Annotated in this window: 25 protein-coding genes; 24 read left to right on the top strand and 1 reads right to left on the bottom strand. The window is 32.2% G+C overall.

The annotated features are described in order from the left end of the window. The first annotated feature begins 28 nt into the window (after positions 1 to 28). The 14 genes from ABID96_RS12105 to rpsA all read left to right on the top strand — a co-directional run bounded on the left by ABID96_RS12105 (position 29) and on the right by rpsA (position 13,425). Positions 29 to 1,099, top strand: coding sequence for a YpbB family protein (locus ABID96_RS12105; RefSeq protein ID WP_192602264.1), 1,071 nt, complete (start codon positions 29 to 31; stop codon positions 1,097 to 1,099). Next, positions 1,090 to 2,610: a RecQ family ATP-dependent DNA helicase gene (locus ABID96_RS12100; RefSeq protein ID WP_192602263.1), complete on the top strand. Its 1,521-nt coding sequence runs from the start codon at positions 1,090 to 1,092 to the stop codon at positions 2,608 to 2,610. Before ABID96_RS12105 ends, ABID96_RS12100 begins: the two co-directional genes overlap by 10 nt. Before the next feature lie 12 nt (positions 2,611 to 2,622). After that, positions 2,623 to 3,207, top strand: coding sequence for a CPBP family intramembrane glutamic endopeptidase (locus ABID96_RS12095; protein ID WP_192602262.1), 585 nt, complete (start codon positions 2,623 to 2,625; stop codon positions 3,205 to 3,207). Next, on the top strand, positions 3,204 to 3,818 hold the full coding sequence (locus ABID96_RS12090; protein ID WP_192602261.1) for a LysM peptidoglycan-binding domain-containing protein: 615 nt from the start codon (positions 3,204 to 3,206) through the stop codon (positions 3,816 to 3,818). Before ABID96_RS12095 ends, ABID96_RS12090 begins: the two co-directional genes overlap by 4 nt. A 259-nt stretch (positions 3,819 to 4,077) precedes the next feature. After that, the gene (locus tag ABID96_RS12085) at positions 4,078 to 4,806 is read left to right on the top strand and encodes a hypothetical protein (protein ID WP_192602260.1); all 729 of its coding nucleotides are present in this window, start codon (positions 4,078 to 4,080) and stop codon (positions 4,804 to 4,806) included. Positions 4,807 to 4,848: 42 nt separating this feature from the next. Continuing rightward, on the top strand, positions 4,849 to 5,757 hold the full coding sequence (locus ABID96_RS12080; protein ID WP_192602259.1) for a MerR family transcriptional regulator: 909 nt from the start codon (positions 4,849 to 4,851) through the stop codon (positions 5,755 to 5,757). A 76-nt stretch (positions 5,758 to 5,833) separates the two neighbouring features. Then, positions 5,834 to 6,442 (top strand): genetic competence negative regulator, encoded by a 609-nt coding sequence (locus tag ABID96_RS12075; protein ID WP_087999390.1) that lies wholly within the window; start codon positions 5,834 to 5,836, stop codon positions 6,440 to 6,442. A 242-nt stretch (positions 6,443 to 6,684) separates the two neighbouring features. After that, positions 6,685 to 7,965, top strand: coding sequence for a Glu/Leu/Phe/Val family dehydrogenase (locus tag ABID96_RS12070; RefSeq protein ID WP_192602258.1), 1,281 nt, complete (start codon positions 6,685 to 6,687; stop codon positions 7,963 to 7,965). 126 nt (positions 7,966 to 8,091) lie between these two features. Beyond that, positions 8,092 to 9,066, top strand: a complete 975-nt coding sequence (locus ABID96_RS12065) for a YpdA family putative bacillithiol disulfide reductase (RefSeq protein WP_192602257.1) — start codon at positions 8,092 to 8,094, stop codon at positions 9,064 to 9,066. A 131-nt stretch (positions 9,067 to 9,197) separates the two neighbouring features. Further along, complete coding sequence (locus ABID96_RS12060; RefSeq protein ID WP_192602256.1) at positions 9,198 to 10,166, top strand: asparaginase; 969 nt, start codon at positions 9,198 to 9,200, stop codon at positions 10,164 to 10,166. A gap of 294 nt (positions 10,167 to 10,460) precedes the next feature. Next, entirely contained in the window at positions 10,461 to 11,123 is a 663-nt protein-coding gene (locus ABID96_RS12055; RefSeq protein ID WP_192602255.1) for a flagellar brake protein, read from the top strand. Positions 11,124 to 11,193: 70 nt separating this feature from the next. After that, positions 11,194 to 11,385 carry a DUF5359 family protein gene (locus ABID96_RS12050; RefSeq protein WP_377896878.1) on the top strand — a complete coding sequence of 64 codons (192 nt, stop codon included), beginning with the start codon at positions 11,194 to 11,196 and terminating at the stop codon, positions 11,383 to 11,385. 130 nt (positions 11,386 to 11,515) lie between these two features. Further along, positions 11,516 to 12,196, top strand: coding sequence for a (d)CMP kinase (gene cmk, locus ABID96_RS12045; protein ID WP_087999396.1), 681 nt, complete (start codon positions 11,516 to 11,518; stop codon positions 12,194 to 12,196). Positions 12,197 to 12,303: 107 nt separating this feature from the next. Further along, positions 12,304 to 13,425, top strand: a complete 1,122-nt coding sequence (rpsA, locus tag ABID96_RS12040) for a 30S ribosomal protein S1 (protein ID WP_192602254.1) — start codon at positions 12,304 to 12,306, stop codon at positions 13,423 to 13,425. A gap of 502 nt (positions 13,426 to 13,927) precedes the next feature. Here the strand turns inward: rpsA and ABID96_RS12035 are convergent. Then, on the bottom strand, positions 13,928 to 14,065 hold the full coding sequence (locus ABID96_RS12035; protein ID WP_087999398.1) for a YpzI family protein: 138 nt from the start codon (positions 14,063 to 14,065) through the stop codon (positions 13,928 to 13,930). A 125-nt stretch (positions 14,066 to 14,190) separates the two neighbouring features. Between ABID96_RS12035 and ABID96_RS12030 the strand changes: the two genes are divergently transcribed. From ABID96_RS12030 to ABID96_RS11985, 10 genes are all read left to right on the top strand, one after another. Then, positions 14,191 to 14,781, top strand: a complete 591-nt coding sequence (locus ABID96_RS12030; RefSeq protein WP_192602253.1) for a YphA family membrane protein — start codon at positions 14,191 to 14,193, stop codon at positions 14,779 to 14,781. Positions 14,782 to 14,913: 132 nt separating this feature from the next. After that, positions 14,914 to 16,224, top strand: a complete 1,311-nt coding sequence (gene der / locus ABID96_RS12025) for a ribosome biogenesis GTPase Der (protein WP_192602252.1) — start codon at positions 14,914 to 14,916, stop codon at positions 16,222 to 16,224. A 55-nt stretch (positions 16,225 to 16,279) separates the two neighbouring features. Further along, positions 16,280 to 17,320, top strand: a complete 1,041-nt coding sequence (locus ABID96_RS12020; protein ID WP_192602251.1) for an NAD(P)H-dependent glycerol-3-phosphate dehydrogenase — start codon at positions 16,280 to 16,282, stop codon at positions 17,318 to 17,320. Between the two features lie 121 nt (positions 17,321 to 17,441). Next, positions 17,442 to 17,705: a stage VI sporulation protein F gene (locus tag ABID96_RS12015; RefSeq protein WP_087999402.1), complete on the top strand. Its 264-nt coding sequence runs from the start codon at positions 17,442 to 17,444 to the stop codon at positions 17,703 to 17,705. Positions 17,706 to 18,007: 302 nt separating this feature from the next. Then, positions 18,008 to 18,193, top strand: a complete 186-nt coding sequence (locus tag ABID96_RS12010) for a DUF2768 domain-containing protein (protein WP_192602250.1) — start codon at positions 18,008 to 18,010, stop codon at positions 18,191 to 18,193. 20 nt (positions 18,194 to 18,213) lie between these two features. Beyond that, a complete protein-coding gene (locus ABID96_RS12005; RefSeq protein WP_192602249.1) occupies positions 18,214 to 18,930 on the top strand; it encodes an LptM family lipoprotein in 717 nt (238 codons plus the stop codon). A 196-nt stretch (positions 18,931 to 19,126) separates the two neighbouring features. Beyond that, positions 19,127 to 20,605, top strand: coding sequence for a stage IV sporulation protein A (gene spoIVA / locus ABID96_RS12000; RefSeq protein WP_087999405.1), 1,479 nt, complete (start codon positions 19,127 to 19,129; stop codon positions 20,603 to 20,605). 316 nt (positions 20,606 to 20,921) lie between these two features. Beyond that, positions 20,922 to 21,194 (top strand): HU family DNA-binding protein, encoded by a 273-nt coding sequence (locus ABID96_RS11995; protein WP_056466694.1) that lies wholly within the window; start codon positions 20,922 to 20,924, stop codon positions 21,192 to 21,194. 139 nt (positions 21,195 to 21,333) lie between these two features. Beyond that, positions 21,334 to 21,906, top strand: a complete 573-nt coding sequence (gene folE, locus ABID96_RS11990) for a GTP cyclohydrolase I FolE (protein WP_087999406.1) — start codon at positions 21,334 to 21,336, stop codon at positions 21,904 to 21,906. Between the two features lie 135 nt (positions 21,907 to 22,041). Then, positions 22,042 to 22,719, top strand: coding sequence for a heptaprenyl diphosphate synthase component 1 (locus tag ABID96_RS11985; RefSeq protein ID WP_192602248.1), 678 nt, complete (start codon positions 22,042 to 22,044; stop codon positions 22,717 to 22,719). The last annotated feature ends 37 nt before the right edge of the window (positions 22,720 to 22,756 follow it).

Genomic DNA, 22,756 nt, shown 5'->3' with positions numbered 1-22,756 from the left:
TATACAATTTTTGTTCGAGAGGATTAGGATGAATAAATTAACGATACTAGAAGAAGTCGTATTATTTTTAATCAATCGATATAATAGTGAGCGAACAATACAGGGTATTACTTACTTATTAAAAGGAAAGCAAAGTGCACAGATCATTCAGGATAGTCATTTTTATCAAGTGACAAATTTTTTTGGTCTTTACCATTTCCTTACTCAACAAGATATGCAGGATTTAGTAAAAGGTTTAAAGGAAAAAGGATATCTTGAAAAAACTGAAGGTAATAATATTTATCGAGTAAGTCATAGAGGTTCAAATTATTTACAAAATGTAAAATGTCAATTTCATAATTTTCAATATATTAATGGGTTAAGATTTGCCAGTGTACAAAAAATCTTTTGGAAAAGACTTTCACTTTTTTTTCAAACCATCTCAAACATCAATCAAAATATTAAATATTTTAGAGCTGTTCAGCAAGAAAATGAAGTGCAAGATTGGGTGAAGAATGAATTATTAAGTGCTAAAGGGAGTAAAAAAGATTTAGTGATACATTTTCATACAGAATTAAAACATATATTACAGCAACTACAGTTTGAAGATGCCTCAATTATTGTGAAACGGTTATCTGGAGCAAATACTTATGGAATGACAATTGAACAAATTGCGTCTGAAGAAAATAAAAGTGAAGAGTTAATATATATTCAATCTATTAATGCAATGCATCATTTGCTTACTATTTTGACTGAACAAATAGCAAAATATCCATTGCTAAGTCGATTTTTAAAAGGGAGTATTAGCTCCAATATTACAAATACTTCGATTGAAACGAAACGTTTACTTGAAGCTGGTAAATCAATTAAAGAAATTGCAGCGATCCGTCATTTGAAAATAAGTACTATCGAGGACCATATTGTTGAATGTGTGTTAAGTGATGAGTTGATATCAATTAATCGATTTATTAGTAAGGAAGAGTATAGCAAAATTAAAAGCAAAATAGAGGAGTTACAGACTAGAAAATTAAAAGATATAAAGGAAGCACTTTTAAATGAAGTCACGTATTTCCAAATTCGTATTACTCTTGCAAGAATGGGTGATCAAAAATGGATTTAAAACAATTGCTAAAAGAGAAGTTTGGATATGAATCATTTCGAAAAAATCAACATGATATAATCAAAGACTTGATTCATCAAAAAGATGTTCTTGCTATGTTACCTACAGGTGGTGGGAAATCTTTATTGTATCAGTTTGCTGGATTACTACTACCAGGCTTAGTTGTCATTGTCTCACCACTTTTATCTTTAATGGAAGACCAAGTTGAACAATTAAGGGCTTTTGGTGAAAAAAGAGTTATTGCGTTAAATAGTTTTCGAAGTTTTGAACAGAAAAAACATCTTTTACAAAATTTACAATCCTATAAATACATTTTTGTATCACCTGAAATGCTACAAAATCAATTTTTAATTCAAAAGCTTTCTCAAGTGACAGTTTCGTTATTTGTAGTTGACGAAGCACATTGTATATCTCAATGGGGTCATGATTTTAGACCAGAGTATAGAGCTCTTGGTGAAATTAAAGAGCGGTTACAAAATCCAACTGTATTGGCGTTGACCGCAACCGCAACAGAAAATGTAAGAAATGAAATCATTTCAACCTTGAAGCTTGATTTTGTACAAACATATATTGAATCGGTTAATCGTGAAAATATTGCAATTCATATAGAACATATAGAGTCAGAAGAAGAAAAAATTAAACAATTAATATATTATGTAAAACATTTAAACGGTCCCGGTATCATATATTGTGGTACGAGATCGATGTGTGAGAACATTTCACGTATTGTGAATGAGTCAATGAATTGTCGCGTCGCTTATTATCATGGTGGAATGGATCAAGAACAAAGAATACTAATTCAACAGCAATTTATTCAAAATCAGATAGATTTAATCGTTTGTACAAGTGCATTTGGTATGGGGATAAATAAGCCGAATGTAAGATTTGTCATTCATTTAGGATATCCTTCAAATATTGAAAATTATCTACAGGAAATTGGCAGAGCTGGTAGAGATGGTGAACCTAGTGTGGCGATTTTATTTGTAAGTGAAAATGATCATGACTTACCTTTACGCTTAATTGAAGACGAATTACTTTCAATGTTTCAACTAGAATCGTTTTTCTCGTATGTAAAAAAGTTAAATGAGTCAATTATTCTTTTAACAGACCACTTGATCGCGAATTGGAAAGCAACTTTTCAGTTTAGTGATATTCAATGGCAGACGTTATTTAATGAATTGAATAAATCGAATATAATTGAAGATAATCAATTGTTCACTGATAGAATGAACATGCACTTTTTAAAAGAATTAGAAAGAATGATCAATGAAAGAAGAAATGTGAAATATATAAAGCTAAAATCTATGAAGGATTTTCTAGCTTCAACGACTTGTTATCGTGAAAACTATCTTTCAGTTTTTAACGAGTCCTTAACGAGTAGACCTATCAATTGTTGTAATCTTTGTGGATTTTCATTTGAACAGTATTTTTCAAGTGTAAGTAATAAAAGTAAAGATGATGTTTATACATATTCTTGGGAGGAAGATCTAAGAAAAAAATTAGGTCTGTGAGGAACAACTGATATGGAAAATGAATTAAGTCGACAAAATATATCTATTAAAAATCTAAAAAAGAGTGTGTATGGTACGCAATTAATCATTTTATTAATCGCAATCATCTGTATTGGATTTTTTATTGGATTTGATGATTTTGTAGAAGAACAATCAACTTTTTTGAGCCTTAAAACATTCATCTTTGGGATTGGTGGTGGAATTGTATTAGTTTTACTTAATGTATTATTAAACTATACAGTACCTGAAAGATTTTTAGATGATGGTGGATTTAATAAAAAGTTTTTTACGTCATTATCTGTGTTTGAAATGACTATCCTATGTGTTTTAATTGCTTTATCTGAAGAAGTATTTTTTAGAGGATTTGTCCAAACAAAATTTGGAATCATTTTGGCGTCCGTTATTTTTGCATTAGTTCATTTTCGATATGTAAAAAAACCTGTATTATTTGTGATTGTTTTATTAGAAAGCTTTTTTATTGGCTATTTATATTTAATCACTGAAAATATTTTAGCTGTTTTTATTACACATTTTATCCTTGATTATGTATTAGGTTTATATATGAAATTTAGTCTAGAAAGTGAAGAAGAGAAATGAGTAGAAAAGATCGAGAAGAAATACAGATTGGTGGTTTGAAAAGAAAATACAAATCGAAAAAAGGCATTGATGAGACACCGACAGTAGATATGTTAAATTTGCCACCAAGAAGTAAATCAATTCAAAAAAAAGAAGATGAGAGAAGACCTTGGTGGAAAATTAAATATCCTTTAATCACTGCACTTGTGTTTCTGTTTATCTTATTACCAATTGGAGTAGTAGCTCTAGTTCAATATAAATATGATGGGATTTTTTCAAATAAAGGTGGTTTATTTATCCCTTCAAATAAATTTGAAAAAGTAAAAATTACTTCGACACCAGAGAATAATCAACCTCAAGAAGAACAAACAATTAAAAATGAAAGCGAAAAGCCTACAGAAACAAATGAGGACAAAAATCATCAAATTCCAGCAGTTCCTGATGAATCAGTAGGTGTAAAAGAAATTAAGCACGTCGTCCAAGAGGGAGAAACACTGTTTACAATTTCTATGAAATATTATAAGAACCGTAATGGTGAAGAAATTATTCAAGATGAAAATAACTTAAAAGATATAGAAGTTACACCTGGACAAGTATTAAAAATTCCATTAAATGTAGATTTAAATAAATAAAAAAATGAAAATAGCTAATAAAGAAAAGCTTATGTCCTTGAATGACAAGTTGACGTAAGCTTTTCTATCGTTTCATATATTTTTCAATTTAGTAGAGTTTTTGTATAATAGTAGAAAGTATTTGCAGTTGCGATCCATAGAAAAATTAAACAGAAGCTTTAATGGTTCAATTTTTGACTTTATAATGAGAATTTGTTTAAGTCCGAAGTAGCCAAGGACTTGTTAGCGACTGTTTGATCAATTTGGCAAAGTTGTGGTTATGTTACAGGGGGGAAATCAAATAGTATTCGTATTTGTTAGTTTTATTTGTTTTGTTGCAATCATTTTTTTATTAATAATAAAATCGAGAAAAAATGATATTAGAATTGAAAATAGAGAGATACAACTGAACCATACTGATTTGACTTTAGAAAAAATTCAGTTGATTTGGCTTACAAATATAGGTGATTATCGTATAAAAAGAGCGGATCTTGAAAGAATGTGTACGAATAATACGATTATTATGTTAAGTGGATATTCAAAAAAAAGGTCAAAAACTTATCTTGAAGAAGATATTCAATTCCTCTCTTCTTTAGCTCCTACATATTATTTATGGAGTTCTGAAGATTATAAAGGGAATTATAGAGACTTAAATGCACTATTATTAGATTGCAAAGTGACGATTTTAGAAAATACTAATGCTTTGTTTGAAACTGAGAATGGTACAAATTTTTCTATTATAGGTTTGGACGATGTTGGTACGAATCGAGATCACATCGATTATGCCCTTGAAAATATAAATAGTGAAAATATTAATATATTGACCAGTTTTACAGAAGTAAAAAATAGCTTAGAAAAACAATATGAAAGTATTCAAGTTTATCTGTTTGAAAGAAGTCAAGATCATGTAAATCGTAATCAGAAAACGATATATTTGGAGCTGAACAATGAAAAAGGACTTTTGAAGCAAAAAACTATTACATTTATTAACTTTAAAGTATTGTTGTAATAGTACTTTGGCTTCATGTAGCTATACTGGAGGAAATCAAAATTGGCCCAAATAGGAAAATATAATATTAAAGCAATCTCAAACTTAGTAGGTATTTTGCCAGGAACATTAAGAGCTTGGGAAAGACGATACAATATTATTAGTCCAGTTAGAAATGAAGCGGGACATCGATTGTATACTGAGGAGCATGTTTATATTTTAAAATGGCTTGTTCAGAAGGTGAATGAAGGATTTACGATCGGACAAGCAATAAATTTATTCGAAACAAAAGAACATAAATCAAGTAATGATAAGAGTTTTACTGAAGATCTTCAGTCTGATCACTTAGTAAATCAAATTGTATTAGCGTTATCGTCCTTTGAAGAAGGAGAAGCGCACAATTATATAAATGAAGCATTTAGTTTATATTCTGTGGATAAGGTCTTATTTAAAATCATTGCGAAAGTATTTATTATTATTGGCGATAAATGGAGAAATGGTGAGATTACTAGTGCCCATGAACATTTTGCAACATCGTTTTTACGTACAAGATTAGGGATGATTTATCAGAATCTCCCAAATAATAAACATTTGCCGAAACTGATCGCAGTATGTGGACCGGATGAAAAACATGAACTTGGTTTACTAATTTTTACAATTTACTTAAGAAGAATTGGGTTTCAAGTAATCTACTTAGGTGCTTCAATTGATTCAGCAGATTTAGCTCAAGTAATTGAAGAAGTGGATCCAGCAGGTTTTATTATTTCTTGTACATTAAAAGAGAATTTAAAGAAAACAATTGATTTTGCAATTACAATTAAAAAAATTAAGCCAAATGTCATTATTGGTATCGGCGGATATGCCGTATCAACATGTGAGAGTCCAATTTTGGATTCTATTCAAGAATTCTATGTAGGTAACGCACAATCAAACTGGGACGAGTGGTTAAAGCAGAATTTTAATTATAAATGATTTTCTACTTTAGAATCACCAAAATTATATAAAAACATAAACTGTACTATGGTTAATGCAGCAAGGAGGCTAGTTCATGAGGTTGGAACGGTTGAACTACAATAAAATTAAAGTTTTTCTTACATCTGATGATTTATCAGAACGAGGATTAACAAAAGAAGATTTATGGTACAATGCACCAAAAGTTCAACAGCTTTTTCAAGATATGATGCATGAAGCTAGCGTAGAATTAGGTTTTGAAGTGGATGGCAAAGTATCTGTTGAAGTATTTTCACTACAAGCACAAGGAATGGTTGTCATTGTGACGAAATCAGATGAAATTTTAGAAGAGGAAGAAGAATTTCAAGATGATTTTATCTCAATGGAAGTAATCCTTGATGAAAGTGAACATATATTGTACGAGTTTTCTACATTAGATGATCTAATCCTACTTTCTGAAAAATTAGTTTCTTGTGATGTTTCTGGTGGAAGACTTTTTTCCTTCGAAAATACATTTTATATAAAATTTGAAGAACATGAATTAGGTCGTCTTGACCGAGAAACATTTTACGCAATTTTAGCTGAATACGGTAATCCTTCTACGAGAACGATTTATCGCATTATTGAATATGGAAAAGAACTAATTTCAGAAAATGCTATCGAACAACTGCATTTTTATTTCGTGGAAAAAAAGACCTCTCATTAAAAAATTTTTTGAGAGGTTTTTTGTTTTGTAAATTATTTTTAAATATATTGTATTAATTGTTAAACTATTCTTTTCAAACGTTAAAAAGAGGAGTATAATGACGGTAGAAAACGCTTACATTAGAGTATTATTATATTTTGTTTTCTATGTGTTTATAACTTTCAAAAAGGGATGGAAAGTTGTATACTAATTTCAGAATGAACGAATAATTTTTCATAGTTCAAATTTCTAGGGGGTTTACAATGGTTGCCGAGAAATCTACAGAGAAAAATAGCAACACTGAAGAACATTTAGATGTGCTAGCGCCGACTCAGGTCGTTATTAAAGAAGCGTTAGAGAAACTTGGATATTCAAATGAAATGTACGAATTACTAAAAGAACCAGTTCGAATGATGACTGTGAAAATACCTGTCCGTATGGATGATGGACAAGTGAAAATTTTCACTGGTTACAGAGCTCAACATAATGATGCAGTTGGACCTACAAAAGGTGGAATTCGTTTCCATCCAAATGTAACTGAAAATGAAGTAAAGGCTCTTTCAATTTGGATGAGCTTAAAATGTGGTATTGTTGATTTACCTTATGGTGGAGGTAAAGGTGGAATTATTTGTGACCCACGTGATATGTCTTTCCGTGAATTAGAAAGACTTAGTCGTGGATATGTTCGTGCGATTAGTCAAATCGTTGGACCAACTAAAGATATTCCAGCTCCAGACGTATTTACAAATTCTCAAATCATGGCTTGGATGATGGATGAGTATTCAAGAATTGATGAATTTAACTCACCAGGTTTCATTACTGGTAAACCATTAGTACTTGGTGGTTCTCACGGTCGTGAAACTGCAACTGCTAAAGGTGTAACGATTGTAATCCGTGAAGCAGCAAAACGTAGAGGAATCAACTTAGAAGGCGCACGAGTTGTCATCCAAGGTTTTGGTAATGCAGGAAGCTTCTTAGCTAAATTTATGCATGATGCAGGTGCAAAAGTTATCGGTATTTCAGATGCATACGGTGCACTTCATGATCCAAAAGGATTAGATATTGAATACTTATTAGACCGTAGAGATAGCTTCGGTACAATTACAAAATTATTTAATAATACAATTTCAAATAAAGAGTTATTAGAGTTAGATTGTGATATTTTAGTTCCAGCGGCAATTGAAAACCAAATCACAAAAGAGAATGCTCACAATATTAAAGCTAGTATTGTAGTTGAAGCAGCTAATGGACCTACAACTCTTGAAGCAACTAAAATATTAACTGAACGTGATATTTTATTAGTTCCAGACGTTTTAGCTAGTGCTGGTGGCGTAACTGTTTCTTACTTTGAATGGGTTCAAAATAACCAAGGTTATTACTGGACAGAAGAAGAAGTAGAAGAAAGACTTGAAAAAGTAATGGTACGCTCATTCAATAATATTTACGAAACAAGTGTAAACCGTAAAGTAAATATGCGATTAGCGGCTTACATGGTTGGTGCTCGTAAAATGGCTGAAGCAAGTAGATTCAGAGGTTGGGTATAATCTAAAATCAAAACAAGATGGATTTCCATCTTGTTTTTTTATTTTATCAATTATTAGACAAAACGGATAATATCGGTAAAATAGAGTGTAGATAAACCAAGACCGAGTTTAATGGAGTTGTTTAAAATGGAAAAAGTTGAAGTGCTAATTATAGGTGGAGGCCCTTGTGGGATTGCGACATATTTGTCTTTGAAAAATCAAGGAATCAAAGCACTGATTATCGAAAAAGGAAATATAGTTCATACACTCAGTCGGTTCCCTACACATCAAACATTTTTTAGTACTAGTGAAAAATTAGAAGTAGGAAATATCCCCTTTATTATTGAAGGTAGAAAACCGAAAAAACATCAAGCTCTAGCCTATTATAGAGATGTCGTAAAAAGAAATAAGGTTTCAATTCATTCTTTCGAGGAAGTATTAAAGGTTACAAAAAATAAGGATTTTCTAATTGAGTCAATTACAAAAAGTGGAGAACAAAAACAGTATCAGGCTAATGCAGTAGTCGTGGCCACAGGGTATTATGATCAACCAAATTATTTATCAATTCCTGGTGAAGAGCTTGAGAAAGTTTCACATTACTTTTTCGAAGGACATAAGCATTTTAATCAAAAAGTAGTCATTGTTGGTGGGAAAAACTCAAGTGTAGACGCTGCGTTAGAACTTGAAAAATGTGGTGCTGAAGTAACTGTATTGTATCGAGGTAATTCATATTCTCCGAGTATTAAGCCTTGGGTATTACCAGAATTTGAGGCCCTTGTTCGATCAGAAACGATTGATATGAAGTTTCAAGCGAATATTATAGAAATAAAAGAAAAGTCAGTGACATATGAGCAATTAGGTGACATATATGAAATTGACAATGATTTTGTTTACGCAATGACTGGATACCATCCAGATCACTCTTTAATTAAAAGTATGGGAGTAGGTGTAGATGATTCGACAGGTCGTCCAACATTTAATCCAGAAACAATGGAAACAAATATTGAAGGGATCTATATCGCTGGTGTAATAGCTGCTGGGAATAATGCGAATGAAATTTTCATTGAAAACGGCCGTTTCCACGGTGATTTAATTGCGAAGAATATCATTTCTAATAGATAATCAATTAATTAAAAAAGCGTAGTTTAGGCTACTTTTTTTTGTTGGTTCCTAATTATTGATGAGAATTGTTGATTCCTATTTACTTCAATAATTTTTAGATGTTATAATTCCTGTGAAACGGGGTGTGAAAAATGAAAAAAGTCGTTCTAATTACAACAGGTGGTACGATTGCAAGTAAACCGAATGCACAGTCTGGTAAATTAGATTCTGGTGCATTATCTGGACAAGAAATAGCTGAAATGCTTAAATTACCGAATGATATCAATATCATAGTTGATTCATTTTTCCAAGTTCCAAGTATGCATATAAGTTTTAATCATTGGATTTTGCTTCAACAAAAGATTGAAGAGTATTTTAATGATGAATCAGTTGATGGTATTGTCGTTACACATGGAACTGATACACTCGAAGAAACAGCTTATTTTTTAGATTTAACTGTAGATGATGAAAGACCTGTCGTAATTACAGGATCTCAAAGATCTCCTGGTGAATTAGGGACAGACGCATTTATAAACTTAAGGCATGCGATCTATACAGCATCTGATGAGTCTTCAAAAAATATCGGCACAGTTGTCGTATTTAATGAGCGAATATTTACAGCAAAATATGTTAAAAAAGAACATGCTTCAAATATTCAAGGGTTCAACGTATTTGGTTTTGGTTATCTAGGGATTATTGATAATGACAAAGTTCATATCTATCAAAAGCCAGTTATACAAGACAAATACAAAATAACAAAAGAATTACCTCAAGTTGATATTATTAAATGTTACATAGAAGCTAAAGGATATCTTGTAAAAGCATCAGTTGAAAATGGTGCAAAAGGTATTATTTTAGAAGGAGTAGGTAGAGGACAAGTTTCACCTCATATGACTGAAGAAATTGAAGCAGCAGTCAAAAAAGGGGTAAAAGTTATTATTACTACAAGCTCTGAAGAAGGCGAAGTATACCCTACATATGATTATTTTGGTAGTGCATACGATTTAGTTAATAAAGGCGTAATACTAGGAAAAGATTATGACAGTAAGAAAGCCAGAATTAAACTGACAGTCATGCTAGCTTCAGATGTAAATAACATTCATGAAGGATTCCATAAATAACTCAAAAAACTCAGTCTAAAAAAGGGAACGTGCTAATTACGTTTCCTTTTTTTGTTTTTAGGACCTTAAAAAGTAAAAAACGATATGTAAAATGCATTTTTAGTGAAAAAGAACTATTGCAAGGAAATTACTTTGTGGATTTAGTACTATTTGAGCAATTAAAAGATTTCGTAATTGTGAAAAAACTACATATACTTACTCAATTTCATGCTTTATACTAGTAATATATACCATTGAAGAATGACGACTTTCGTCACAAAAATCAATTATGTGAACATTGTTTGGGAGGGTCTAATGCTAAATGTAGGGGATGTACTAATTTTAGAAGACATTGATGCAAAAGATGTCAAGCGTTATAAATCAAAAATCGTAGAAGTAAGAAATGAAGAATTATATATAGACTACCCTTTTGATGAAGCGACAGGTAAAACATCTTTCTTATTAAATGATCAAAAATTAAAAGCATATATAGTGACAAAAGAGCAAAATGTATTTACTTTCTATACTTCAATCATTGGAAGAAAGAAAATTGAGATTCCGGTTATTATCATGTCATTTCCAGGTAATGACTCTTTAGAAAAAGCGCAGAGAAGACGTTATGTTCGTGTGCCAAGTATAGTTGACGTAGCAGTTCATCCTTTATTTGACGATTTTAAACCGTTTACAACAACAAGCCTAGACATTAGTGCTGGTGGAATAGCAATCCTTGCACCTCAGGAAAATGATTTTATTATCGGTAAGACAATCGATATTTGGTTGGTTTTACCTTTCGAAGGTGAGACTCATCGATATGTCAAAACAAAGGCACATATCATTCGAGTAAACAGTCAAGTCGTAGATGGGAAACAAAGGGTTTCACTTGAGTTTGATGGTTTAACATCTATTCAAAGACAGGATTTAATACAGTTTTCATTTGATCAACAATTAAAGCATCGAAGAAAAGGAATGAAAAATTAATATTTGTTGAAATTGTGTATAAAATTTACTATATACAATCATAATGGTAATTAAAAAGGTATGAATTACAATGAAAAGAGTAGAAAGAATCCTTTTAAAGTTGATTATCATTCAATTATTATGTTTAGTACTCAGTCAATATCTATTGTCCTTTCCTAGACTTTCTGTTTATTTAACGAAAATTGAATTATATGAAGGTGTTACACAAAAGGCAAAAGATGTAACAAGAGAAGTATATAGTGAAATTGGTAAAATAAGATGAATTCAATCGCTTCATATGGTAAGATAAAAAAGCAGGGATGCCTGTTTTTTTTTATTTGAAAACATATTTTTAGGACATGCTAAGACAAAGTTGCTATATTAATTAGCAATTTTTTTATGTAGGAGGACATATGAGTAAAAAAATAAGTATCGCTATAGACGGACCAGCAGCTGCCGGTAAAAGTACAGTTGCAAAAATAGTAGCAAAACAATTGGGTTATATTTACATAGACACAGGCGCAATGTATCGAGCGCTAACTTTAAAAGCAATTCAAAACGATGTTGATGTAAATAATGAAAAAGAATTATCTCTATTACTATCTAAAATGACAATTAAGCTTGTACCAGAAAATGGTGTGCAAAAAGTGTATATTGATCAAACTGATGTTTCTGAAGCAATTCGTACACCAGAGGTTACTAGAAATGTATCTTTTGTTGCAAAGCATAGTTTAGTTCGTGAAAAAATGGTCGATTTACAACGAGAATATGGAGTTGATGGTGGCGTTGTAATGGATGGACGTGATATCGGGACACATGTTTTAGTGAATGCGGAAGTGAAAATATTTATGATTGCTTCTGTTGATGAAAGAGCACAAAGAAGACATATTGAAAATCTAAAAAATGGTTTTGAAAGCAACTTAGACGTTTTAAAAGAGGAAATTGCAACTAGAGACAAAATTGATTCGGAACGAGAAGTATCTCCGCTTAAAAAAGCTGACGATGCAGTTTCATTGGATTCAACATCAAAAAGTATAAATGACGTTGTCGAAGAAATATTGTCGATTGTTAAAGAAAAAACAAATAATATTTAGATGAATTATTCAACACATTCCTTGACTTTTCTACCTATTTAGTAGAAGGTAAAAGAGGACAATACATAAAAGGTCTAACCGTTTTCAAAAATAAGGAGGAATATGATATGGTTGAAAAAGTAATGCCAGAGGTTGGGGAAATTATCTCATGCGTGGTTGAACAAATTGAAGATAAGCAAGCAATTGTAGGTTTTGGTGGTAAAACGGATGGTATTCTTCCTATAAAAGAAATTTCTAATGTACATATTGAAAATGTAAATGAAGTATTAACAGTTGGACAAGAAGTTGAATTAAAAGTAATTAAAGTAGAAGAAGATACTGTTGTGTTTTCAAAACGTGCTGTTGATTCAGAAAAAGCATGGGATGTTTTAAATGAAAAATTAGCAAGTAAAGAAGTATTTGAAGTTATCATTACAGAGCAAGTAAATGGTGGACTTATTGCAGATGTGGGTGTACGTGGATTCATCCCAGCTTCGCTAGTTTCAAAAAAATTCGTTGAAGATTTAGCTGCATTTAAAGGGCAATCTCTAGAAGTAGTGGTAGAAGAAGTAGATCGCGAAAAAAATCGTGTCATTTTATCACACAAAGCAGTTGAACAATTAAATGAAGTTGAAAACAGACGTAAAGCATATTCTTCAATTCAAGTTGGTCAAGTGATTGAAGGAAAAGTAGAAAGATTAACGAACTTTGGTGCATTTGTAAATATCGGTGGAGTAGATGGTTTGGTTCACGTATCTCAAATGTCACACAACCGAATTTCTAAGCCTGAAGAAGCAGTAGCTGTTGGAGATACAGTGAAAGTTAAAGTACTTTCAATTGACACGGAAACAAATCGCATTGCTTTATCTATGAAAGCAATCCAACCAGGTCCATGGGATCAATTAAATAGAAAAATTAGTACGGGCGCAGTTGTTGAAGGAACAGTAAGAAGATTAACAAACTTTGGTGCATTCGTTGAAGTTCAAGAAGGTATTGAAGGATTAGTACACGTTTCTCAAATTGCTGATAAGCATATTAAGAATCCAAATGAAGTACTAACAGTTGGTCAAGAAGTAAAAGTAAAAGTGTTAGAAATTAATCAAAGTGAAAAGAGACTTTCATTAAGTATTAAAGAAGCTGGCGAAGCCGAGCTTCAAGAAGAAATCTCTAAATATATTCAACCAAGTGAAAATAGTGGATTCCAACTAAGTGAACTACTTGGTGACAAATTAAATAAATTTAAAAAATAATCAAGAAAAAATCCTTTAGCATTTATTGCTAAAGGATTTTTTTGTAGACTACTTTCTTCTAAGGATCAGTTTAAGTCAAAGGCCATTTTTTTGATTCTCCGCCTAATGCTTGTCGGGGCAAAACGAACGTCTTCAACTTTTCTTGTTTCAGGTTCTGGCTTCTCGAGGCCATAAGTCAATCCAAAGTAAAGGTTAAAAGGCAGCCTTTAACCGTGCTCGCCTTATGCTTGTCGCTAACCAGCCGCCTCCACTTTTCTAACTGTCTAGTTCCAGGCGTTTGCCCCTCGAGTCATAAGCCAAAACCCACTAAAGGTAAAAAGCACCTTTATTGGTTTTTGGCTTATGCTTGTCGGGGCAGAACGAACGCCTTCCACATTTCTAGTGTCCAGTTCCGGCTCCTAGCTCCTCGAGGTCATAAGCCAAACCCCATTAAAGGTAAAAAGCACCTTTATTGGTGTTAGTCTTATGCTTGTCGGAGCAGACCAGTCGCCTCCACTTTTCGTTAGTTATGCTGATTTATTTCTCTTGCTTCTTCTGGTGTGTCGAGTCTTGTTGCACCCTTGTTGTGGATGCTTTGATCTCGGTCAGATTCTACTCTTCTTGATTGTCTTAGTTTCTTTTCTTGTCGATCTTTTCCCAAAGGTTTCACCTCCAAACGATTCATTTATAGGTTCGTTTTTATTGAAACTTCTTATTCACTTTATTGAAAGATTGATTATTTTCATGTAGAAATGTCGAATCTAAGTATATGTAGGAGGTCTTTGTGTGCAAGGTTTTTATTTTCTATTTTCAATTTGGACTATTATATTATTTTATTTAAGAACGAAAGATCGTTTGAATGAGAAATTTTTAAAATTAGGTGTTTTGTTTTGTATGATTTGTTGTTCTACGTTTGCATTCGAATTGTTTAATTTTCAAATGAATGTAGCATTTCTTTTGTCAATATTTATGATTAGTTACGATGTAAGTAAGTTAAAGTTTAGTGAACAATTCATGCATTTTTTTAAAGGACTCATTATCGGGATGTCTTATTGTAGCATGAGTATACTCGCGATTTATGACCCAGCGAGTTATTTTATAAATGAATTTTTTTCAATTTCTTTAATGACAACTGTATTGGCAATATTTTTAAGTAATCATTACATCGAAAGAATCAGACTGCTTATAATAGGACTAATACAAGGTGAAGTCTTCAATTTTTTTACGTATCGATCAATAAAAGTTCAATATATAATAGGTGATTTATCATGGCTTGATTCATTATTTTTTGCCATTTTACTCATAACTTCTTTAAGATTATTGTCTTTAAATTTTTCTAAAAAGAATTTGAAAAGTGGAAAATTAGTAAAAAATTGATGAAAATTGGTCTTTTTTCACATTTTTTGTTAAAATAGATAAGTTATTTAAATAAATTATATAGAAGATGAAAACTAAAAACATTTATTAAGAATTAAATGGTTCATAGTTATGCTAGGAAGGATGAATTAAATGTCTAAACCGACAGTTGCAATAGTTGGTCGTCCCAATGTTGGGAAATCAACTATCTTTAATAGAATCGTGGGAGAAAGAATTTCGATTGTAGAAGATATACCTGGAGTTACTCGAGATCGTATTTATAGCTCAGCAGAATGGTTGAATCAAGAATTCAGCTTAATCGATACAGGTGGAATTGATATTGGTGATGAGCCATTTTTAGAGCAAATACGTCAACAAGCTGAAATTGCGATGGATGAAGCAGATGTTATTGTTTTTCTAACAAACGGTCGTGAAGGCGTTACTGCGGCTGATGAAGAAGTAGCGAAAATTTTATACAAAACTAAAAAGCCAGTAGTGTTAGCTGTCAACAAAGTAGATAACCCTGAAATGCGCAGCGACATTTATGACTTCTATGCGTTAGGATTTGGAGAAGTTTATCCTATTTCAGGTTCTCATGGATTAGGTCTTGGGGATTTACTTGATGAAGTAATCGGACATTTTCCAGATAAAGAACAAGAAAACTATGATGAAGAAACAATTAAATTTAGTTTAATTGGACGTCCAAATGTTGGTAAATCATCTTTAGTAAATGCTTTATTAGGTCAAGAGCGCGTTATTGTAAGTAATGTTGCAGGTACGACTCGTGATGCAGTTGATACGCCGTACACAAAAGATGGACAAGATTATGTCATTATTGATACAGCGGGTATGAGGAAAAAAGGTAAAGTATATGAAAGTACAGAAAAGTATAGTGTACTTAGAGCTTTACGTGCGATCGAGCGATCTGATGTTGTTTTAGTTGTTTTAGATGGTGAAGAAGGAATTATTGAGCAAGACAAGAAAATTGCTGGTTATGCTCATGAAGCAGGTAGATCGGTTGTAATCGTCGTTAATAAATGGGATGCTGTTGAAAAAGATGAAAAGACAATGAAAGAGTTTGAAGAAAATATTCGCGCTCATTTCCAATTCTTAGATTATGCTCCAATAGTATTCTTATCAGCTAAAACACGTAAGAGAACTCAAACTTTATTACCAATGATTAATAAAGCTTGTGAAAGTCATAGCTTACGTGTACCAACAAATGTACTAAATGATGTCATTATGGATGCGATTGCGATGAATCCAACACCAACACATAATGGTCAAAGACTTCGTGTGTATTATGCAACACAGGTTGCAATTAAGCCACCAACATTTGTTGTATTCGTAAATGACCCAGAATTACTTCACTTTAGTTACGAACGTTTCCTTGAAAATCGAATTCGTGATGCATTTGATTTTGAAGGTTCTCCAATTAAAATTATTGGTCGTGCACGTGCATAAGTTGAACAAAAAATAATAATATTTTTGAATCTGATTTTTGAAAGTGAGTGTTTGTATGACAAAAAAAATAGCTGTTCTAGGCGCGGGTAGTTGGGGAACTGCCTTAGCCATGGTCTTAGCAGATAATGGACATTCTGTTACTTTGTGGGGAAATAAATCTGAATTAATTAATGAGATAAATGAATTCCATACGAATAAGCGATATTTACCAGAAATTGAATTACCACACTCATTAAAAGCGACTGTTGAATTAAATGAAGCAGTCGAGGATGCTAAATATATATTACTAGTTGTACCAACAAAAGCGATTAGAGAAGTATGTCAAAAATTAAATCCTATTTTGAAAAATAAAGTTACGATCATCCATGCTAGTAAGGGGATTGAACCCGATTCATCTAAACGTATTTCAGAAATGATTTCTGAAGAGATTGATGAAAAGAATTTAGGGTCAGTTGTCGTTTTATCTGGTCCAAGTCATGCCGAAGAAGTTGCATTGAGACACCCAACTACTGTTACTTCTGCTTCAGCCAATATGGAAGAAGCTAGAGCGGTACAAGAGTTATTTTCAAATGGCTATTTCCGTGTTTACACAAATGAAGATGTAATTGGTGTAGAAATTGGTGGGGCATTAAAAAATATTATTGCTTTGGCAGCAGGAATTACAGATGGGCTTGGATATGGTGATAATGCAAAAGCAGCATTAATGACAAGAGGTTTAGCCGAAATCATACGTCTTGGTAAAGAGATGGGGGCTAATCCTCAAACTTTTGCTGGTTTAACTGGTATGGGAGATCTAATTGTAACTTGTACAAGTGTACATAGCCGAAATTGGCGTGCTGGTAATTTATTAGGCAAAGGCCATTCATTAGATCAAGTGTTAGAGAATATGGGCATGGTAGTAGAAGGTGTGCGAACGACAAAAGCAGCCTATCAACTAGCTAAACAAGCAAAAGTTGAAATGCCGATCGTAAATGAATTATATGCTGTATTATTTGAAGGAAAAAACCCTAAGCTTGGGGTAGATGCGCTAATGAATCGTGATAAGAGACATGAGGGCGAGAGTACTTCAAATTTTATTAGTGATTTGACGAAATAATTATTGAAAGCATTAAAAACAACGTTTTTAATGCTTTTTATCTTATAGCCTCTTTAGGCGTTTCACCATTTCTATTTTTTTGCATAGCATATGGTGTATAGCGAAGAAGGAGGTTTGAATAGTGTCAAATAATCAAAATGGTTTCTTTGATAAAATTGAAAAAAAGGCAAATGTAAGTAAAACAGATATTTTTAAAGTTGCTGATTCAGTTAAAGATGCTAATTTCAAAGATGAGGCTACTGTTCGTAAACTTGTACGTCAAATTGCGGCAATGACTGGTCGCCAAGTGACGAAAGATAAAGAAGATAAAATTGTTCAAGCGATTGTAACAAATAATATGCCTCTAGATTTTCAATCTTTAACGAATATGTTTAAACAAAAATAATTGGGCTCATTCTCTGCGATGTATTGAGTGCATAATCTATATATTATGCATAATATAGAATGACTTTTACCGGATGTATTCTGGTTGGGTGTTAGTCGAAGTGAAGCAAGTGCCCCAATTTGCTTCAAGGAAAGAAGAAGTGAAGAACTTTTTCTTTCTTTTTTTAAGAATGAAAGGACAAGCTAGTTGAATTTTTTAAAATGCTTTTTATGAATCAAGGAATATCAAATGTAGAATTTGATTTAAATCAAGAAACTATTTTGTTACTATAGTAATGTGAGAAATTACATAGGGGGACTAAGATGAATACTGAAATAAGCGCATTCGTAGGAATGGGATTAATGATTCTATCAATTTTATTAATTTACTTAAGTAGAAACTGGATTAAAATAAAATTTTTTAAAGTGGTTACGGCATTTTTAGCTTATATGTCATTAATCATTTCTGGTTTATTAATAGCATATGTTGTTTTGAGCTGGCCTAGCTAATTACTAATAAGGGGATTAACATGAAGAAGCTACTTTTTATCGTATGTATGTGCTTTTTGGTTAGTACATTAAGTGGATGTTTATATCCAGACGATCAACTGGCACAAAATCAAATTCCATATGAAGATCAATTGCAGTCAGTCCAAACTGCTGTTAATAAATTTAAAGAAAATAATAATGGACTATTACCAATTAAAAATAAAGATATGAATACGCCAATATATTTAAAATACCCAGTCGATTTTACAAAATTAATTCCTAGCTATATAAGTGATGCCCCCGGCAATGCTTATGAAAATGGAGGGGTTTATCAATATGTTTTAATAGATGCGGAAACGAATCCTACTGTTAAACTAATTGACCTTCGTATTGCGGAAAAAATAAGAGATGTTTCTTTGCGAGTACAAGTTTATAAAGATAAAAATGCTTACCCTCCAATAAAAGAAACATTAGGTAAAGGTGTATTCCTACTAAACTACAAAAAGATGGGCTTTAAAGAAGAACCATTTGTGACAAGTCCATATAGTCAAAAAAACTTACCAATCGTCATGGGTAATGATGGAGAATTTTACGTGGATTACTCAATCGATTTATTTGAAAAAATAAATGATGCTAAGAAAATGAAAAACGGTGAAGATATCCGTCAAATCTTAGTAAAAGATTCACCAATTTTACCAGCTTATTCATTACCGTATACGATTAAAGATGGACAACCGGTATTTTTAGAACAAAATTAAATAAATAAAATCATAATCCTTTGATAAAAGAATACATTTTATCGAAGGATTTTTTTATTTCTTCCTAAAAAAATGATATGAAAAATTAAAAAATCTTGTCATAACTCTCTAGGACAACATCATAGAATGATATTGTCATAGGCATACTACTTCAAGTCAATTATTCCCATGTATTGATAAATCGGGAGGGGAACACATGGAAAAGATAGATATTTTTAAAGACATTGCCGAGCGCACTGGAGGAGATATTTACTTAGGTGTAGTAGGTGCTGTTCGTACTGGTAAATCAACATTTATTAAAAGATTTATGGAAGCAGTTGTTATTCCAAATATTCAAAATGAAGCGGATCGTGCTAGAGCACATGATGAACTTCCTCAAAGTGCTGCTGGTAAAACAATTATGACAACTGAACCAAAATTCGTACCAAATCAAGGTGTAAAAATCCATGTAGCAGATGGTTTAGATGTAAATATTCGTTTAGTAGACTGCGTAGGTTATAGCGTACCTGGTGCTAAAGGCTATGAAGATGAAAATGGTCCAAGAATGATTAGTACACCATGGTATGAAGAACCAATTCCGTTTAATGAAGCAGCAGAAATTGGCACTAGAAAAGTAATTCAGGAACACTCTACAATTGGAGTGGTTGTAACGACTGACGGTACGATTGGTGAGATTGCAAGATATGATTATATTGAGGCTGAAGAACGAGTTGTAGAAGAGTTAAAAGAAGTTGGAAAACCGTTCATTATGGTCATTAATTCTTCACAACCTTATCATCCAAATACGGAAAGCTTAAGACAAGAGCTTTCCCAAAAATACGACATACCTGTTATTGCGCTAAGTGTAGAAGCAATGCGCGAAGGCGATGTAATGAACGTGTTAAGAGAAGCATTATATGAATTCCCAGTACTAGAGGTTAATGTGAATTTACCAAGCTGGGTACTTGTATTAAAAGAAAACCATTGGTTACGTCAAAGTTACCAAGAAGCAATCCAAGAAACGGTAAAAGACATTAAACGTCTAAGAGATGTTGATTATGTAGTCGGTCAATTTACTGATTATGAATTTATCCAATATGCACAACTTGCTGGAATTGATATGGGGCAAGGTGTAGCAGAAATTGATTTATCAGCTCCAGATGAATTATATGATCAAGTTTTAAAAGAAGTTGTTGGAGTTGAAATCCGTGGTAAGGATCATTTATTAGAGCTAATGCAGGATTTTGCTCATGCGAAGCAAGAGTATGATCAAGTAGCAGATGCGTTAAAAATGGTCAAACAAACGGGCTACGGTATTGCAGCACCTTCGCTATTAGATATGAGCTTAGATGAGCCTGAAATCATTCGACATGGTTCGAGATTCGGCGTAAAATTAAAAGCTGTTGCACCTTCTATCCATATGATTAAAGTAGATGTTGAATCAACTTTTGAGCCGATTATCGGTACTGAGAAGCAAAGTGAAGAGCTTGTTAAATATTTAATGCAAGATTTTGAAGATAATCCACTTTCAATTTGGAACTCAGATATCTTCGGTCGTTCGTTAAGTTCGATCGTGCGTGAAGGTATTCAAGCAAAATTATCGTTGATGCCAGAAAATGCGAGATATAAATTGAAAGAAACTTTAGAAAGAATTATTAACGAAGGTAGTGGCGGTTTAATTGCGATTATCCTTTGATCATTGATGAATCAGATGGAGACACATCCATCTGATTTTTTTTGTATGTAAAAACCTATAAAAATCAAGTGTTTTATCTCTTTTTTAACATTTTTTTTGTAAATATCACAAAGTTCTATCTACTTTTCAGAAAAGTTACTATTTTTTTCGAGGAATTCCAACATTTTCTTCTAAAACATATTGAAATATGCGATAGAATCGTATAATATAAGGCATGACAATGAAATTATTGGTATTTGTTGTATAAAAAATTGAATTTTGGTCACTAATGAAAATAAGACTTAAATTATAACTTTTTTGGGAGGAGGTGAAAGACATGAACAAAACAGACTTAATCAATGCAGTTGCTGAAGCTGGTGAATTAACAAAAAAACAAGCTACTTTAGCAGTTGACGCTGTATTCGAATCAATTCTTGGTGCGTTACAAAACGGGGATAAAGTACAATTAATCGGCTTTGGTAACTTTGAAGTACGTGAGCGTGCGGCTCGTAAAGGACGTAATCCACAAACAGGCGAAGAAATCGAAATCGCTGCAAGTAAAGTTCCAGCTTTCAAACCTGGTAAAGCGCTTAAGGATGCTGTAAAATAATTACATAATTTAAGCGAAATAGAAGGATGCTTATATTGCATCCTTCTTTTTTTTGCTTATAAAAAAAGAAATATGTTAAAATAAACAAATCTGATAGAAATGAATATTAGAATTTTTTTTATGCATGGGGGATCAGTTAATGAAAGAAGTAAACTTAGAACAAATTGAACAAGCAGTTCGCCAAATTCTTGAGGCTATTGGTGACGATCCAAATCGTGAAGGTATTTTTGAAACACCTAAGCGAGTAGCGAAAATGTATGCAGAAGTTTTTTCTGGTATGCATCAAGATGAGAAGGAACATTTACATAAAGTATTCGGTGAAGATCATGAGGAATTGGTATTAGTAAAAGACATCCCTTTCCATTCTATGTGTGAACATCACTTATTACCATTTTACGGGGTAGCTCATGTTGCTTATATTCCTAGAAATGGTAGAGTAACTGGATTAAGTAAATTAGCTCGTACAGTTGAAACAATCGCTAAACGTCCACAATTACAAGAGCGTATTACTTCATCAGTTGTTGACGCAATTATGGAGGTATTAGAGCCTCATGGTGCAATGGTAGTTGTTGAAGCAGAGCATATGTGTATGTCAATGCGTGGCGTTAGAAAGCCTGGTTCAAAAACTGTTACGACTGCTGTACGTGGTTCATTAAAAGAAGATGTACAAGGTAGAAACGAAATTCTTTCTATGATTCATTCAAAAAACTAACATCAATTAAAAAAAGCAGGTCTTCCTGCTTTTTTTAAAAGCATTCATTAACATTAGAAGTGAATCAGTTTATACCATACAATACTCTTATGGTATAATAGTACAAGTTAGTAATTAATGGATTGGATGGAAATAATGAGTAACGTTGAACAGTTAACAAACGAAGTAAAAACACAAATATTAAATGCAATAAAGCATCCGTATTTGAATAAACACCTCTTACCACCTACAATCGATGAAGTGAAAGTGACGATTCTAATAGAATTAATGAATCAGCACCATTTTGCAAAAGAGAAGATTATTCATTATTGCAAAGCATTGATGATTCATCAAATTGCACTTGATACTCATGAATTGGTGTCTACATACGAAGGTACACCTCAAGATAGAGAAAAGAAACAATTGACTGTTCTAGAAGGGGATTTCTACAGCGGACTTTACTACGAGGCTTTATCTAGTACTGGTGAAATTCGTTTAATAAAAGAGCTTTCATATGCGGTTAAAGAAATGAATGAGCAAAAAATTAATTTAGTGCATCATAAATTTACTTCATTAGAAGAATTACTAAGATGTATTACAGTGATTGAATCAACGATACTTGTTCATTTTGCAAATTATATTGGTTCAACAGAATCAATCAAAAAAATCGAAAATAAATGTTTAATCACAAGATTAAATCAGGAGAGTCAACATATTAAAGATGGTGAGGATTCTGATTTTATTAAGCATTTAGGATCTTTACAAGGTGTTCAAACAGAAAAAAATCAATTACTTGATGAAATATCAAAAATAATCTTACAATTACAAAATTAATAACAGTCAAGAAGTTGTAATTAGTTTAGTGGGGGTT

This window comes from Gottfriedia sp. OAE603, from assembly GCF_040543965.1.
GTDB lineage: Bacteria > Bacillota > Bacilli > Bacillales > Bacillaceae_G > Gottfriedia > Gottfriedia solisilvae.
The sequence above is the reverse complement of the archived record's forward strand: the minus strand, read 5'-3'. Positions and strand labels throughout refer to the sequence as shown.

What these genes read in the sequence shown, in the direction of transcription:
- spoIVA (WP_087999405.1), top strand. Translation starts at nt 19,127, where the DNA reads ATGGAAAAGATAGATATTTTTAAAGACATTGCCGAGCGCACTGGAGGA.
- ABID96_RS12090 (WP_192602261.1), top strand. Translation starts at nt 3,204, where the DNA reads ATGAGTAGAAAAGATCGAGAAGAAATACAGATTGGTGGTTTGAAAAGA.
- rpsA (WP_192602254.1), top strand. Translation starts at nt 12,304, where the DNA reads ATGGTTGAAAAAGTAATGCCAGAGGTTGGGGAAATTATCTCATGCGTG.
- ABID96_RS12060 (WP_192602256.1), top strand. Translation starts at nt 9,198, where the DNA reads ATGAAAAAAGTCGTTCTAATTACAACAGGTGGTACGATTGCAAGTAAA.
- ABID96_RS12105 (WP_192602264.1), top strand. Translation starts at nt 29, where the DNA reads ATGAATAAATTAACGATACTAGAAGAAGTCGTATTATTTTTAATCAAT.
- ABID96_RS12005 (WP_192602249.1), top strand. Translation starts at nt 18,214, where the DNA reads ATGAAGAAGCTACTTTTTATCGTATGTATGTGCTTTTTGGTTAGTACA.
- ABID96_RS12085 (WP_192602260.1), top strand. Translation starts at nt 4,078, where the DNA reads ATGTTACAGGGGGGAAATCAAATAGTATTCGTATTTGTTAGTTTTATT.
- ABID96_RS12100 (WP_192602263.1), top strand. Translation starts at nt 1,090, where the DNA reads ATGGATTTAAAACAATTGCTAAAAGAGAAGTTTGGATATGAATCATTT.
- ABID96_RS11995 (WP_056466694.1), top strand. Translation starts at nt 20,922, where the DNA reads ATGAACAAAACAGACTTAATCAATGCAGTTGCTGAAGCTGGTGAATTA.
- ABID96_RS12055 (WP_192602255.1), top strand. Translation starts at nt 10,461, where the DNA reads ATGCTAAATGTAGGGGATGTACTAATTTTAGAAGACATTGATGCAAAA.
- der (WP_192602252.1), top strand. Translation starts at nt 14,914, where the DNA reads ATGTCTAAACCGACAGTTGCAATAGTTGGTCGTCCCAATGTTGGGAAA.
- ABID96_RS12010 (WP_192602250.1), top strand. Translation starts at nt 18,008, where the DNA reads ATGAATACTGAAATAAGCGCATTCGTAGGAATGGGATTAATGATTCTA.
- ABID96_RS12050 (WP_377896878.1), top strand. Translation starts at nt 11,194, where the DNA reads ATGAAAAGAGTAGAAAGAATCCTTTTAAAGTTGATTATCATTCAATTA.
- cmk (WP_087999396.1), top strand. Translation starts at nt 11,516, where the DNA reads ATGAGTAAAAAAATAAGTATCGCTATAGACGGACCAGCAGCTGCCGGT.
- ABID96_RS12095 (WP_192602262.1), top strand. Translation starts at nt 2,623, where the DNA reads ATGGAAAATGAATTAAGTCGACAAAATATATCTATTAAAAATCTAAAA.
- ABID96_RS12065 (WP_192602257.1), top strand. Translation starts at nt 8,092, where the DNA reads ATGGAAAAAGTTGAAGTGCTAATTATAGGTGGAGGCCCTTGTGGGATT.
- ABID96_RS12070 (WP_192602258.1), top strand. Translation starts at nt 6,685, where the DNA reads ATGGTTGCCGAGAAATCTACAGAGAAAAATAGCAACACTGAAGAACAT.
- folE (WP_087999406.1), top strand. Translation starts at nt 21,334, where the DNA reads ATGAAAGAAGTAAACTTAGAACAAATTGAACAAGCAGTTCGCCAAATT.
- ABID96_RS12020 (WP_192602251.1), top strand. Translation starts at nt 16,280, where the DNA reads ATGACAAAAAAAATAGCTGTTCTAGGCGCGGGTAGTTGGGGAACTGCC.
- ABID96_RS11985 (WP_192602248.1), top strand. Translation starts at nt 22,042, where the DNA reads ATGAGTAACGTTGAACAGTTAACAAACGAAGTAAAAACACAAATATTA.
- ABID96_RS12075 (WP_087999390.1), top strand. Translation starts at nt 5,834, where the DNA reads ATGAGGTTGGAACGGTTGAACTACAATAAAATTAAAGTTTTTCTTACA.